The sequence below is a fragment of the Tistrella sp. genome, assembly GCF_002684955.1.
GTDB lineage: Bacteria > Pseudomonadota > Alphaproteobacteria > Tistrellales > Tistrellaceae > Tistrella > Tistrella mobilis.
The window spans coordinates 39,969-53,644 of record NZ_NYWI01000013.1 but is presented as its reverse complement, the minus strand read 5'-3'; the positions used below and the strand labels follow the sequence as shown (position 1 = coordinate 53,644).

Sequence of the window (13,676 nt, the reverse complement as noted above, 5' to 3'; positions counted from 1 at the left end):
CGGCTCAGATCCGGATCCCGGCGGTGGCGGCCACGGGCTTGCCCGCCCGGTCGGCGACCACCACGTCTATGACCACTGCGGCGGGTGCGACCGCGGCGGCGAGCGTCGCCCCGGCCGCCTCGGCCACCGGCCGGGCGATGTCGAGCCCGGCGGCACCGCAGAGGTCGAGCACCTGCTTGGCGGTGTTGGCGGCCGCAATCGTGGCGGTCAGCTCTGCTCCGGCGCCGATGCCGGCGGCAAGCCCCGCAAGACGGCCGAAATCCACCGTCGAACGGCTGGAATGCAGGTCGAGCGCCCCCTGGGCCAGCTTGACCAGCTTGGCGAAGCCGCCGGCCACCACCAGCCGGGGGACCGGGTGGCTGCGGAGATATTTGGCGAGCGCGCCCGCGAAATCGCCCATGTCGATCAGGGCGTGGTCGGGCAGATCGGGCAGCAACCGGCGCAGCATGGCTTCCGAGGTCGACCCGGTGCAGCCGGCGACCATGTCGAGGCCGGTGGCGCGGGCGACATCGACGCCGCGATGGATCGAATGGATCCAGGCGGCGCAGGAATAGGGCACCACCACGCCGGTGGTCCCCAGGATCGAGATCCCGCCCAGGATGCCGAGGCGCGGGTTCCAGGTCCGTTCGGCAAGGGCCGCGCCGCCGGGGACCGAGATGGTGATGGCGACATCGCCCGGATGGTCGAGCAGGGATGCGAGTTCGGCCACGGTCTCGGTCATCATCCGCCGCGGCACCGGGTTGATCGCCGGTTCCCCGGGCGGGATCGGCAGGCCGGGCCGGGTGACGGTGCCGACGCCGGCACCGGCGCGGAAGGTGACGCCCGTCCCGCGGGGGCCCGGGTGCAGCGTTGCCAGGATCAGCGCGCCATGGGTGACGTCGGGGTCGTCGCCGGCATCCTTGACGATGCCGGCGGTCATGGCGCCGTCGGGCTCGACCCGGCGCTCGGCGACATCGAAAACCGGGCGCTGTCCCGTGCGGAGGGTGGCCCTGGGCAGGGTGATCTCCACCCGCTCGGGGAAGCGGCCGGTGGCGAGGGCGGTGAAGGCGGCGGCGGTGGCGGCGGTGGCGCAGGCACCGGTGGTCCAGCCCGAGCGGAGCTCAGGCGCAGCCGGCCCGCCCCCAGGCTTGCGGCCGGAGGTCTGATTGCCGGGCAGGGTTTCCGGTATGGCGCGGGTCGTGGTCATGGCGCGACGATATCATCAAGCGGCGGAAGGGTCATGGGCCCGGCCGTGACAAACGGAGGAATGGCGCGATGAGCGAGGCAGAGGGCAAGGAGATGCCGGGGGCGACCCCGGGTGGTGCCGGCATGGTGCTGCCCGGCCTGCTGGGCCTGCCTGCCTTCGCGCCCGGCCAGGTCTGGCTGGTGGGGGCGGGGCCCGGCGATCCGGCGCTGCTGACGCTGGGGGCGGCCCATGCCATCGCCTCGGCCGATGTCATCGTCTACGACGCCCTGGTGGATGAACGGATCCTGGCCCTGGCCGGGCCCCATGTGCGGCTTGAATATGCCGGCAAGCGCGGCGGCCGGCCCTCTCCGAAACAGGCCGACATCACGCTCAGGATCATCGCACTCGCCCGCGAAGGGCTGCGGGTGCTCAGGCTGAAGGGCGGCGACCCCTTCGTCTTCGGCCGCGGCGGCGAGGAAGGGCTGGCGCTGGTCGAGGCCGGCATTCCCTTCCGGGTGATCCCAGGCGTCACCGCCGGGATCGGCGGCTCGGCCTATGCCGGCATTCCGGTCACCCATCGCGACACCAATCATGTGGTCAGCTTCATCACCGGCCACGACACCACCGGCGGTGTGACCGGCAGCATCGACTGGGCGGCGCTGGCCAAAGGCTCGCCGGTGATCGTGCTCTATATGGGGCTCAAGCATCTGGGCGAGATCTCCAGCCGGCTGATCGCCGGTGGCCGCGACGCAGAAGAGCCGGTGGCGGTGATCAGCCGGGCCACCACCCCGCATCAGCGGGTGCTGGAAACCACGCTCGCCCGCGCCCATGACGATGTGGTGGCGGCCGGGCTGGAGGCGCCGTCGATCGTGGTGATGGGGCCGGTGGTCCGGCTGCGCGCCGCGCTCGACTGGATGGGGGTGCTGGACGGCAGCCGCACGCCCAAGGCCGACCCGCTCGGCACCCGCGGACACAAGGCCGCCTCGTGACCCCGCCGCCGGCGCTGATCCTGGCGGCCCCCGCCTCTTCGGGCGGCAAGACCACCATGACGCTGGGCCTGCTTCGCGCCTTCCGGCGCCGTGGCCTCGGCCCCGTCGCGGCCAAGATCGGGCCCGACTATATCGACCCGGCTTTTCACGAGGTCGCCGCGGGCCGGCCGTCGGTTAATCTCGACGGCTGGGCGATGGCGCCCGGGCGGCTGGCCCGCCTGATCGAGATGCAGGCGCCTGCCGGGCTGCTGGCCATCGAAGGGGTCATGGGGCTGTTCGACGGCGCGCCGGCACCCGGGGCCAGCGGCGACGGGTCGGCGGCGGCGCTGGCGCGCATGTTCAGCCTGCCGGTTCTGCTGGTGGTCGATGCCGGGGCCCAGGCGCGATCGGCGGCGGCGCTGATCCACGGTTTCCGCAGCTTCGATCCGGCGGTTCAGGTGGCGGCGGTGATCTTCAACCGGGTCGGCGGCCCCGGCCACCGGCGCGTGCTGGCGGCGGCTGCCGCCGAGGCGGGGGTGCCGGCGCTGGGCTTCGTGCCCCGCCGGGCCGATATCGCCCTGCCGTCGCGCCATCTGGGGCTGGTGCAGGCCCGCGAGACCACGGATCTGGAGGCGCTGCTCGACCGGCTGGCCGATCTGGTGACGGCCCATGTCGATCTGGATGCCGTGGTGGCGCTGGCCCGCCCGGCGACTCTGAACCAGCTGGCGACCCCGGGCGCCCGGCTGGTGGCGGCGGAACCCGGGCCGGCGGTGCCGCCGCCGGGCGGCCGTATCGCCCTTGCCCGCGACGATGCCTTTGCCTTCATCTACCCGCATCTGCTGGCGGACTGGCACGCGGCGGGGGCCGAGGTGCTGCCCTTCTCGCCGCTGGCGGGCCAGGCGCCGGACCCGTCGGCCGATGCCGTCTGGCTGCCCGGCGGCTATCCCGAGCTGCATGCCGGGCGGCTTGCGACCGGGCGCGCCTGGGTGCGCGGGCTGGTCGCGGCCCGCGACCGGGGAGCGGTGATCTTCGGCGAATGCGGCGGCTATATGGCGCTGGGCCAGGGGCTGACCGATGCCGATGGCCGCGACTGGCCGATGGCCGGGCTGCTGGGGCTTTCCACCAGCTTTGCCGCGCGGCGGCTGCATCTTGGCTATCGCCTGGGCCGGATGGTCGCGGGGCCGCTGGAGGGCAGGCTCTGGCGCGGCCATGAATTCCACTATGCGACCATCACCGCCGAGCGGGGCGATCCGCTCTGGTCGTCGGTGGAGGATGCGACCGGGGCCGCGGTCGAAGGGGCGCAGGGCTTGCGCGCCGGACGGGTCGCCGGCTCGTTCCTGCACCTGATCGCGGCCGGTCAGTCGGTCGCCGGCTGAACCGGGGCAGGGGCGGGGGCGGCCTCGCGCCTGGCGGTCAGCGTGGTGCCGGCCGAGGCCGAGATGATCGCGCCGATCGCCAGCCATTGAAGACCCGACAGCTGCTCGCCCATGAAGACCAGGCCCGACAGGGCGGCCATGGCCGGCTCGACGCTCATCAGAATGCCGAAGGTGCGGGTCGGCAGGCGGGTCAGCGCCATCATTTCCAGCGAATAGGGCAGGGCGGTCGACAGCACCGCGACGACCAGCGCCACTGGCAGGACCGCGGGGTCGATGAGGCCGGTGCCGGCATGCAGGATGCCGAAGGGCATCACCAGCGCCGCCGCAATCAGCGCGCCATAGGCCGAGGTCTGCATGCCGTGGGTGGCGCCGGCCTTCTGGCCGAACAGGATATAGAGTGCCCAGCAGGCCCCGGCCCCCAGCGCATAGGCGGCCCCCAGCGGATCGATGCCGTTTTCCAGCCCGCCTACGGGCAGCAGCAGGACAAGCCCCGCCACCGCCAGCGCTACCCAGAGGAAATCCATCGGCCGGCGGGCACCGGCCAGCGCCACGACCAGCGGGCCGGTGAATTCCAGCGCCACCGCCACGCCCAGCGGCACGGTGCGCAGCGCCATATAGAAGGAGAGGTTCATACCCCCCAGCGCCAGGCCGTAGATCGCGACGGATTTGAGCGCCGAGGTGGTGAAGCGCGCCCGCCAGGGCCGGAACACCGCCATCAGCAGCATCGCGGCGAAGACCAGCCTGAGCGTCACCGCCCCTTGAGCCCCGATCGCGGGGAACAGCGTCTTGGCAAGCGAGGCGCCGCTCTGGATGGAGGTGATCGCGATCAGCAGCAGCCCGACGGGCAGCAGGATCGAGCCCTGATGACGGGAAGACATGGCGCGCAGCGGCTTTCGGGCGGGACGGGGGCGGGGGAGGGCTTCCGATGACCGGAGCATGGTGTAGTATACTGCTCAGAGCGGAGGATATGGGCAATATAATGCACAGTCAAGACGGGGAGCGTCCGCCGATCCTGGAACATGTCGCGGGCAATCTGCGCCGGCTGCGCCAGGAGGCGGGGTTGAGCCAGGAAGCGCTGGCCGTGCGCGCCGGGGTCAGCCGGCGGATGCTGGTGAACATCGAACGCGGCGACGCGAATGTCAGCCTCGCCACCCTCGACCGGCTGGCGGCGGCGCTGGCCGTGCTGTTCGTCGACCTGGTCCGCAGCCCCGACCCGGCGGCGGATCGCGGCCGCATCGCCGCCCTCGCCTGGGCCGGTGCGGCACCCGAAAGCCGCGGCACGCTGCTGACCGGGGTGGCGGCAGCCCAGGCGGCCGAACTCTGGCTCTGGTCGCTCGGCCCCGGCGACCGCTATGCCTCGGGCCCCGACCCCACCGGCTGGCAGGACATGGTCTATGTGCTGGAAGGCCGCCTGACCGTGGAGGTCGACGGCACCACCCGCCTCGTCGAGACGGGCGACTTCCACGCCTTCCCCACCGACCGCCCCTTCGCCTATGTCAACCAGGGCCCGGGCCTGCTGCGCTTTCTGCGCAACGTCGTCTATTGAGCCGGCCCCGCCGGCCGAGGGGCTGGCCCCACGCTTATTTAAGGCGTTTAATCAGCCGGCGGGCTTATTAAAGAAAATCGCGAAAATTTAAATAAGGGGTCTGGGGGGCATGGTGGTCGATCCGAGGCGCCTGGGAGAGCGGGTCCCGATCAGCGTGATGAACGAGCGGGTGTCGGCGTTTATCCCGCCGGCCCTGCCGCCGGTTCCGGCCGTCGATCCGGTTCCCTTCATGGCCCTGCTCGGCCGGGCGGATCGGGCGCTTGGGCGCCTGGACGGCATCGTGTCGATGCGGCCCCGGCGGGAACTCTTTCTCTATCTCTATGTCCGCAAGGAAGCGCTGCTGTCTTCGCAGATCGAGGGCACCCAATCCACGCTGACCGACCTGCTCCGCTTTGAAGCCGCAGCGGAAGCGGGCGTGCCGATCGATGACGTGCGAGAGGTTTCCAACTACGTCGACGCGCTCATCTATGGCGTGGAGCGCCTGCGGGATCTGCCGCTCTCGCTCAGGCTGGTGCGCGAACTGCATGCCCGCCTGCTCAGAAGCGGCCGGGGCGAGGCTGCGGCGCCCGGTGAGTTCCGGCGGACGCAGAACCAGATCGGCGGACTGCGACCGTCGGATGCCATGTTCGTGCCGCCGCCCGTCGACAGGATGCATGCCTGTCTGGATGCGCTGGAGCGCTTCATTCACGCCGACGACAACCTGCCGCCGCTCATCCGCGCCGCCATGCTTCATGTGCAGTTCGAGACGATCCATCCCTTCCTGGACGGCAATGGCCGCGTCGGGCGTCTGCTGGTCATCCTGTATCTGCTGCAGGCCGAAGTCCTTGCCCAGCCGCTGCTCTATCTGAGCCTGTATCTCAAGACCCATCGACGGGCCTATTACGACCATCTCCAGGCTGTGCGGGAAGCCGGCGACTGGGAAGGCTGGATCGCCTTCTTCCTGGAAGGTGTCGCGCAGACCGCAGAACAGGCCTATGGCGCTGCCCAGCGGATTCTCGACCTGCACCGGAACGATCGCGATCGGGTGATGTCCGGGCTGTCGAACCCGAATTCAGCGCTGAGGGTTCTGGACGTCCTGCGGCAGACGCCGTTCGTGACCGCAGCTGGTCTTGTGGCGGCGACGGGGCTGTCGACCCCCACCGCGAATGCCGCTCTTGGCCAGCTTGAGATGCTTGGCATCGTGCGCGAAGTGACCGGGCGCAAGCGTGGGCGGGTGTTCGCCTATGATGCCCTCATGACGATCCTGTCCGAAGGCACCGAACCTCTGCCCCGATGATCAGCGGCTGCCGGTTATCGCCGGCAGCCGCTCGCCCCGGCGGAGCATGCGGCCGCGGCCGGCGGCGATGCCGAGTTCCAGGCTGGCGGCGACCCGTTCGGCCTTGTCGATCAGCAGGGCGGCACCCGCGGGGGTGCAGAGTTCGGTGGCGGTCTCGCGGAAGAGGTTGAGCCAGCGGTCGAAATCGGCGCCCGAGACCGGCAGCGGCAGATGGGCCTGCATCGGCCGGCCGTGATAATCGCCGGTCATCAGGGCGAGGGAGGCCCAGAAGCGCTTCATCTTCGCCAGATGCGGCCCCCAATCCGCATCCGACAGCCGGGCGGCGAAGAGCGGCGCCAGCACCGGATCGGCCCGCACCCGGTTGTAGAAGCGGTCGACCACCAGACCGATCGTCGTGTCGTCAAGACCGGTTGCCGCCATCACCTCGCGGGTCAGCGCCTCGCGGCGGGCGGGCCCGCCTTCGGGATGTGCGGTCATCTCTGCCTCCATAGATGCATTTGCAGGGAATGTTATGGGCCGGCCGGATGACGCTGACAAGCGACGGATCTGCGGCGGATCGGCGCGCCCGGGCGGGTGCGTCCCGCCTCTGGGGACCCACGCGAAATCTGGTCAGGGCAGTTCGTTTGCGGCACAGTTCCGGATGCCACCTGACCTGTCACGGATCGGGCGGTCCTGCCGATGCGGAGCACCGGCCGTCAGGGGCCACCTGACCTGTCGTGGAGATCGACCAGTCGATGGGCAAGCTGCGGGCGCCGATTGTGATCCGGGCCGGACGGGGGGCGCTGATGGTCGGCGTGACCATGTTCTTCGCCGCCCTGTTCGGCATCCTGACCCGCGAGCCCGGTTTTCTGGCGGCGTTCTGGCCCGCCAACGCCCTGATGCTCGGCCTGATGATCCGCTGGCCATGGCTGGGGGGGCCGATGGGCTGGCTGGGCGGGATTGCGGGCTTCCTGGCGGCCGATCTGGTGACCGGCAGCGATCCGGCCACGTCCCTGCTGCTGACGGCGGCCAATCTTTCGGGTATCTGCACCGGCTATCTGGCCGCGCGGCATCTGGACATCGCCGATCGCAGCCTGCGCCGGCCGTCATCGGTGATCCGGATGGTCCTGGTGATCTTCCTGGCCGCCGCCGCGGCCGGCTGTGGCGGTGCGATCGCGAACGCGATCCTGTTCGATCAGCCGCCGGTGACCGGCTGGGTGATCTGGTTTGCGACCGAGCTGATCAATTACATCGCCATCCTGCCCGTGGTTCTGACCATTCCCACCCGTGACGGGCTGCGGTGGCCCGGGCGCCTGCATGCGCGGATGCTGGCCCCGCTGGGCGCGCTTGCGGCATCGGCGGCGATTGCCGCGCTGATCGGCGGGCCGGGGGCGATCGCCTTTCCGGTGCCGGCCCTGCTGTGGTGCGCGGTGCGCTATGGCCTGTTCGTGAACGCCCTGATCGCCTTCGGTGTCAGCGCCATGATGCTGATCGGGGTTGCGACCGGTGTGATCGCGCTGGGCTCGGAGCTTGCCGGGCAACATGCGCTGATGTCGCTGCGTATCGGCGTGACGCTGATCGCGCTGACGCCGATCGCGATCTCGAGCGTCATGACCGATCGGGCGGTGATGATGCAGCGCCTGCACGACATGGCCACCCGCGACCAGCTGACCGGGGTCGCCAACCGGCGGCAATTCGACCGCGAGGCGCGCAAGGCCATGGACCGGGCCGCTGCCGCCGGACATCCGGTGGCGGCGATGATGCTCGACATCGACCGGTTCAAGGCGATCAACGACAATCACGGCCATGCCACGGGCGACGAGGTGTTGCGGGTGTTTGCCCGCAAGGCATCCGCGATGCTGCGCCCGGGGGATCTCTTCGCCCGGGTGGGGGGCGAGGAATTTGCCGCCATCCTGCCGGCCATGGCGGCGGACGAGGCCGTGGCCCTGGCCGAGCGGGTGCGACGGGCCATTGCCGACCAGGCGATGGATCTGCCGGATGGCCGGCTGCTATGCGTGACCGTCAGCATCGGCGTTGCGGTGACGACGGATTGCGGCGCCGGGCCCTCGCCCCTGCTGATCGAGGCGGACCGGGCGCTCTACGACGCCAAGGACGCCGGCCGGGACCGCGTCGCACACCGGCTGGTGCCGGGCGGTGCCTGACGGCCGCCCCTGATGCCTACCCGCCGGGGCGGATTGCAGCCAGGATCCGTGCCAGATGGCGGGCGGCCAGGCCGGTGCGGATGCCGGCGACGGTTTCGGAAAAGGCGAGGGTCACGACCTGGCCGGTCTCAAGGGCACGCAGACCGGCCAGGGCGGGATCGGCGCGAAGCCGCCGCTCTTTCAGGGGGGCCGGGTCGGCGGCGGTATCGACCAGCAGGATCAGATCCGGATCCCGGGCGAGCACGGCTTCCCACGACACCGTCGCCCAGCGGCCGGGCGTGTCGTCGAAGACGTTGCGGGCACCGCCGCGGGCGAGCAGGAGGGGGAGCAGGCCGTCGCGACCGACGGTATAGGGGGTCTTCTCGCCGCCGTCATAGATGAAGACGGTCACGGCCGGCCCGGGCGTCAGGGCCTCCAGCCCGGCCTCGATCTCCGCCACGAGCGCTTCCGCCCTTTGCCGCCGATCGAACAACGCGCCCATCTGCCGGATGTCGGCGATGGCGGTCGCGACCGGATCATCGCCTGCGGTCATGCAGCCCGAGGCGAGCACATGGGTCGGCATGCCGAGCCCCGCGAAGGTCTCGCGCGGGCCCAGCCCGCCGATGCCGAAAGCCGCGGCGAAGCCGCCGAGCACGAGATCCGGCAGCAGGCCCACCACCGCTTCGGTGGCGAGATAACGGTCGAATTTGACCGGGATGCGGTCGAAGCCGGTCTGAAGATCAGGCGGCAGGGCATCGTCGAGATAGCCGGCGGCGACGATCCGGTCGGTGACGCCGAGCGCGAGAAGGATTTCGATCGCGTGCTGATGCACCACCACCACCCGCTCAGGGGGGCTGTCGGGCAGGGGCGGGTTGCCGCAGCCATCCGCCGCCCCGGCCGGACCGGCCATGACGCCCAGGCAGAGCAGCAGCAGGGCGGCGGCCAGCCGTGTCACCTGCCACCCTCCCGGAACAGCAGATCGGCTACCGGCCGGCCGTTCTTCAGATGCTCGACCGCGATCCGGCGGGCGGCCTCGGCATCGGGGACCGCATACCAGAAACCGCCCGGATGCAGCGTCGCCACCGGCCCGCGATTGCAGGGATAAAGGCAGCGGGTGCGCGTGACCATCACCCGCTCCGCCGTCTTGCCGCGCAGCCCCGCCCCTTCCAGCGCCGCCAGCATCGCCGCCCAGACGGCGCCCGATCCGCGATGGGCGCAGCGCGGCCCGTCGCAGGCGAAGAGATGGACGGCATGGTCCGGTGGGTCGTTCCAGGACGGCCGGCTGTCGGTGGCGGGGCTCTGGCGGACATCTTCCGCCGCCCCGCCGGTGATCCGCGACACCACCGCCGAGACGAAGGCGGGGTCGCCGTCCACCGGGTCCGAAAAGGCGATGTCGAGTGCGACGCCCCGGCGGTTGGCCCAGTCGTGCAGCGCGCCGGGCAGCCAGCCGCGCAGGCTCATATCCGCGGGCACGATCAGATCGACCACCAGCACCCGGATCCGGCCCCGATCGGCGAACATGTCCAGGGCGTCCGAGACTGACGGGACGGCCAGTTCGGCAAAACCCAGCACCACCGGCCCCGCAAAACCGGTCTCGTCGGCGAGACGCGCTGCCACCGCGGCACGCAGGGCCTCCAGCCGCCGCGGACTGCCATAGCCGCGGCGGGCCAGCAGGAGGACCAGATCGGGAGATCGCTCAGAAACTGTAGCCATAGCGCAGTTCTGCGGTGAGCGGCCGGCCGAGCTGGTCGACCTGACCCGAGGCGCCGGTGGTGCGGCCGGTGGCATAGTCGCGGTCGAAGAGGTTTTCGACGGTCAAGGTCAGCCGATGGGCGCCTTTCGGGCCGAAGGCATAAAAGCCCGAGGCGTCGAAGACGACATAGTCGCCATAGTCGACGCCGCGGGCGCGGACATTGCCGACATGGCGGGCATAGAGATCGGCGCCCCAGCTGTCACCGGGCGCAAAGCCCCGCGTGTCATCCGGCATCTCATAGCCGATCCGGACGAAACCATGGCGGGTCGGGATGTTGTCGAGCTGCAGCCCGGTGTCCCGGCGCTCGGTCGAGACGAAGGTGACCCCGGCCCCGGTCGACCAGCCGCGGGCGAAATCGAGCCCGGCCTCAAGCTCTACGCCTTCCGAGAGCACGCCTTCCGAAACGTTGACGAAGCGGTCGCCGGAGCCGTCGATCATGTCGTCGATCTCGCGGCGGAAGGCCGTGACTTCCAGGGTGAGGCGGGCATCGCGGCCGAGATCGACATCGACGCCGCCGCCCAGTTCCACCTCGCGGCTGGTCTCGGGATCGAGGCCCGGATTGCCTTTCGCACAGCAATCGTCGTTGGCATAGAGCTGCTCGGCGGTGGGCAGGCGGAAGGAGGTGCCGGCAAGCGCGCGGATAAAGGCCGGGCCGAAACCCTGGCGGATGCTCGCCGACCAGACCAGCGCCTCGGCGCCGTCGGCCGTCCAGTTGTAGCGGGTGCCGATCGACAGATCGGTTTCGGGCAGGGCATCCAGATGTGGGCGGAGCTGGGTGAACAGCCCATAGGCCTCACCCGTCTGCTTGCCGATGACCAGAACGTCATCGGCGCCCCGGTAGAACTGGCTGTCGGCCCCGAAGAGCAGTTCCTGGCCGGCGAACCGCCAGCGGCCCTGAGCCTTCAGCCCGTAATCCTTGAAGCCCCAATAGTCGCCGTCATTGAGCGTGGTCGTGCCGCCGCCGGGCTGATTGTAGATCCGGGTGTAGTCCGTGTCCCAGACATTGAGATGGGCACGCAGTGCGTAGTCGAAAGCCTGGGAGGGCGTGTGCTCGAAGCTTGCGGTCACGATGTGCTGGGTGCGGTCGTTGAAGGTGTCGTGGTTCGACACCGGACGGGCGAAGTCCAGCTTGCCGGCGGCGTATTGATAGAACAGATCAACGCGTGCGGTATCGCCCAGATGCTGGGTGGCGCGAAAGCCCAGATTGGCGACGCGATAGGACCGGCGGCGGTCGCTGACCGTGGCGTCGATGTCCTCGCTGCGATAGGGGATGTAGCCGTTGCTCTGGTCGTGGGAGCCGAACACCATCAGATCCAGGGCACCGAGCGCGTTCGGGAAGCGGTCGCCCGCCCGGCCGTCGAGATGGCGGGCGCCGTCGCTGGCGAGCCCGGCCGAGATTGCGCCCTCCGGATCGTCGCCGGTCCCCCGGCGGGTGACGATGTTGATCACCCCGGCGACCGCCTCGGTGCCGAAGATCAGCCCCTGGGCGCCTTTCACCACCTCGATCCGTTCGATCGCGGCGGTCGATATCGTGTCGATGTAGAGCCCGCCATAGAGCCGGTTGTTGAGCCGCACCCCGTCGAGCAGGATCAGGATATCCGCCGATCTGGAGCCGCGCAGCGAATAGGTGCCATAGTCGAAGGGGCCCGTCTTGGGGGCGACGTAGAGCCCCGGCACATAGCGCTGCAGCACCCGGGTGACGTCGGCCGAGGGGCCGGCCCGCTCGATCTGGGCGCGGGTCACCACCTCCATCTCCCAGCCCAGGCGCGCGAGGTCTGACGTCGCCGTCTCCTCGATGCCCGGCGCTTCGACCGCCAGGGGGTCGAGACGGGTTTCCGCCGCCCCGGCCAGACCTGCGCCGAGGAGGGGTGGCAGGGCTGCAAGCCCCTGAATCCAATAGGTCAAACGCATAAACAGGGTCGCATCCTCGTCGACGGAACGGGACAGCGACCGCAGCTAACTGGTCTGTAAACGGATCCGGAACGGGGGCGGATGACGGCCGGACCGCAGGTCCGCAAGAGGGGCCCCCCTGGATCAGCGCTCACCGCCCACCGCGGCCTGCCGGTCATGTCACGGGCTGGTATCCGGGCTCGGAAGTCGGACCGGAGATCCGGACCGGGGGCCGTCCCTTCCCAGGTCTTCCGACCCAGTGGTTTCGACGGCCTTTAAGCTTCCACACCGTTGCGGGGGCAGCAGCGGCTTTGCGGGGCTATGAGCCTTCCGCGTACCGCTTTCCCAATTCTCCACCCCCTCCGCCTGGATCGGGGTGGCACCACGTGCGGGCACGATGCTAGCGGCCCGATCCGGCGCGCGCAACGTGATTTCGCAGCCCGGACCGGCTGTCAGAGAGTGGATTGACGGCGCGGCCATTCGACCTCTACCGTTGCCGCGATCGGATCGAACCAACGCGAGGCGCGCATGAGCACCCGGGCGAAAATACCTGCGACGATCGTCACCGGCTTCCTGGGCGCGGGCAAGACCACGCTGATCCGGCATCTGATCGAGAATGCCGGCGGGCGTCGTCTGGCACTGATCGTCAACGAATTCGGCGATGTCGGCATCGACGGCGACCTGCTGAAGGGTTGCGGTATAGAAACGTGCCCTGATGAAAACGTGATTGAGCTGGCGAATGGCTGCATCTGCTGCACCGTCGCCGACGACTTCCTGCCGACCATGGAAGCCCTGCTCGCCCGCGAGCCGCGGCCCGATCACATCATCATCGAAACCAGCGGTCTGGCCCTGCCCAAGCCGCTGGTCCAGGCCTTCGCCTGGCCGGGGGTGAAGACCCGTGCGACCGTCGACGGCGTGATCGCGGTGGTGGATGGCGCGGCCCTGGCCGAGGGCCGTGTCGCCAACGACCCCGAGGCGCTGGACCGCCAGCGCGCCGCCGACCAGACCCTGGACCACGAGGCCGAGGTCGACGAGCTGTTCGAGGATCAGCTGGCCTGCGCCGACATGGTGGTGGTGACCAAGGCCGACATGCTGGACGCCGACGGCATGGCCCGGGCCCGGGCCGCGATCGCGCCCGAGCTTCGCCCCGCCACCCGGGTGGTGGAGGCCGCGCGCGGCATGGTCGACCCGGCCGTGCTGCTGGGCCTGGGGGCGGCGGTCGAGGACGATCTTGCCGCCCGCCCCAGCCATCACGACGGCGAAAGCGAGGAAGAGCACGGCCACGACGCCTTTGCGAGCTTCGTGGTCGAACTGCCGGAGGGCGTGGATCACGAGGCACTGCCGGGCCGCATCGGGGCCGCGGTCGAGGCGCACCCGATCTATCGCGTGAAGGGCTTCGTGGCCGTGCCGGGCAAGGCGATGCGCCTGCTGGTTCAGGGCGTGGGCCCGCGGCTGCAGCAGCAGTTCGACCGGCCCTGGCAGCCGGGCGAGGCACGCCGCTCGCGCCTGGTGGTGATCGGGGCCCAGGGGCTGGATCCCGCCGCGGTGGCCGAAGCCCTCGGCGGCCGTCCGGCAAGCTGAG

12 protein-coding genes and 1 riboswitch are annotated in these 13,676 nt (G+C 70.4%); of the genes, 6 read left to right on the top strand and 6 right to left on the bottom strand.

Annotation, left to right across the window (positions count from 1 at the left end; genetic code table 11):
- Positions 1-4 precede the first annotated feature (4 nt).
- Positions 5-1,186: a cobalt-precorrin-5B (C(1))-methyltransferase gene (locus tag CMO28_RS02970; RefSeq protein ID WP_296709369.1), complete on the bottom strand. Its 1,182-nt coding sequence runs from the start codon at positions 1,184-1,186 to the stop codon at positions 5-7.
- A 122-nt stretch (positions 1,187-1,308) separates the two neighbouring features.
- Between CMO28_RS02970 and cobA the strand changes: the two genes are divergently transcribed.
- Complete coding sequence (gene cobA, locus CMO28_RS02965) at positions 1,309-2,154, top strand: uroporphyrinogen-III C-methyltransferase (RefSeq protein WP_041606399.1); 846 nt, start codon at positions 1,309-1,311, stop codon at positions 2,152-2,154.
- A complete protein-coding gene (locus CMO28_RS02960) occupies positions 2,151-3,509 on the top strand; it encodes a cobyrinate a,c-diamide synthase (RefSeq protein ID WP_296709363.1) in 1,359 nt (452 codons plus the stop codon). Before cobA ends, CMO28_RS02960 begins: the two co-directional genes overlap by 4 nt.
- Here CMO28_RS02960 and rhtA read toward each other — a convergent pair.
- The gene (gene rhtA / locus CMO28_RS02955) at positions 3,491-4,387 is read right to left on the bottom strand and encodes a threonine/homoserine exporter RhtA (protein WP_296709360.1); all 897 of its coding nucleotides are present in this window, start codon (positions 4,385-4,387) and stop codon (positions 3,491-3,493) included. The genes CMO28_RS02960 and rhtA overlap by 19 nt on opposite strands.
- A 101-nt stretch (positions 4,388-4,488) precedes the next feature.
- Here rhtA and CMO28_RS02950 point away from each other — a divergent pair, with 101 nt between their 5' ends.
- Entirely contained in the window at positions 4,489-5,055 is a 567-nt protein-coding gene (locus CMO28_RS02950; protein ID WP_296709357.1) for a helix-turn-helix domain-containing protein, read from the top strand.
- 109 nt (positions 5,056-5,164) lie between these two features.
- Positions 5,165-6,331 carry a Fic family protein gene (locus tag CMO28_RS02945; RefSeq protein WP_296709355.1) on the top strand — a complete coding sequence of 389 codons (1,167 nt, stop codon included), beginning with the start codon at positions 5,165-5,167 and terminating at the stop codon, positions 6,329-6,331.
- Here CMO28_RS02945 and CMO28_RS02940 read toward each other — a convergent pair whose 3' ends face one another.
- Positions 6,332-6,808, bottom strand: a complete 477-nt coding sequence (locus CMO28_RS02940) for a group III truncated hemoglobin (RefSeq protein WP_296709352.1) — start codon at positions 6,806-6,808, stop codon at positions 6,332-6,334.
- A 257-nt stretch (positions 6,809-7,065) separates the two neighbouring features.
- On the opposite strand from CMO28_RS02940, the gene CMO28_RS02935 reads away from it, so the two are divergent.
- Positions 7,066-8,472 carry a sensor domain-containing diguanylate cyclase gene (locus tag CMO28_RS02935; RefSeq protein ID WP_296709350.1) on the top strand — a complete coding sequence of 469 codons (1,407 nt, stop codon included), beginning with the start codon at positions 7,066-7,068 and terminating at the stop codon, positions 8,470-8,472.
- Between the two features lie 16 nt (positions 8,473-8,488).
- Here the strand turns inward: CMO28_RS02935 and CMO28_RS02930 are convergent, their stop codons facing one another.
- Genes CMO28_RS02930 through CMO28_RS02920 form a run of 3 tightly spaced genes read right to left on the bottom strand, consistent with a single transcriptional unit; the run spans position 8,489 to position 12,115 of the window.
- Positions 8,489-9,406 (bottom strand): ABC transporter substrate-binding protein, encoded by a 918-nt coding sequence (locus CMO28_RS02930; RefSeq protein ID WP_296709347.1) that lies wholly within the window; start codon positions 9,404-9,406, stop codon positions 8,489-8,491.
- On the bottom strand, positions 9,403-10,164 hold the full coding sequence (locus tag CMO28_RS02925) for a (2Fe-2S) ferredoxin domain-containing protein (RefSeq protein ID WP_296709344.1): 762 nt from the start codon (positions 10,162-10,164) through the stop codon (positions 9,403-9,405). The genes CMO28_RS02930 and CMO28_RS02925 overlap by 4 nt, the downstream gene beginning before the upstream one ends.
- Positions 10,148-12,115, bottom strand: coding sequence for a TonB-dependent receptor plug domain-containing protein (locus CMO28_RS02920; protein WP_296709340.1), 1,968 nt, complete (start codon positions 12,113-12,115; stop codon positions 10,148-10,150). Before CMO28_RS02920 ends, CMO28_RS02925 begins: the two co-directional genes overlap by 17 nt.
- 147 nt (positions 12,116-12,262) lie before the next feature.
- A riboswitch (cobalamin riboswitch) is annotated at positions 12,263-12,496 on the bottom strand.
- Between the two features lie 126 nt (positions 12,497-12,622).
- On the opposite strand from CMO28_RS02920, the gene cobW reads away from it, so the two are divergent.
- Positions 12,623-13,675 (top strand): cobalamin biosynthesis protein CobW, encoded by a 1,053-nt coding sequence (gene cobW / locus CMO28_RS02915; protein ID WP_296709337.1) that lies wholly within the window; start codon positions 12,623-12,625, stop codon positions 13,673-13,675.
- Position 13,676: the final 1 nt, after the last annotated feature.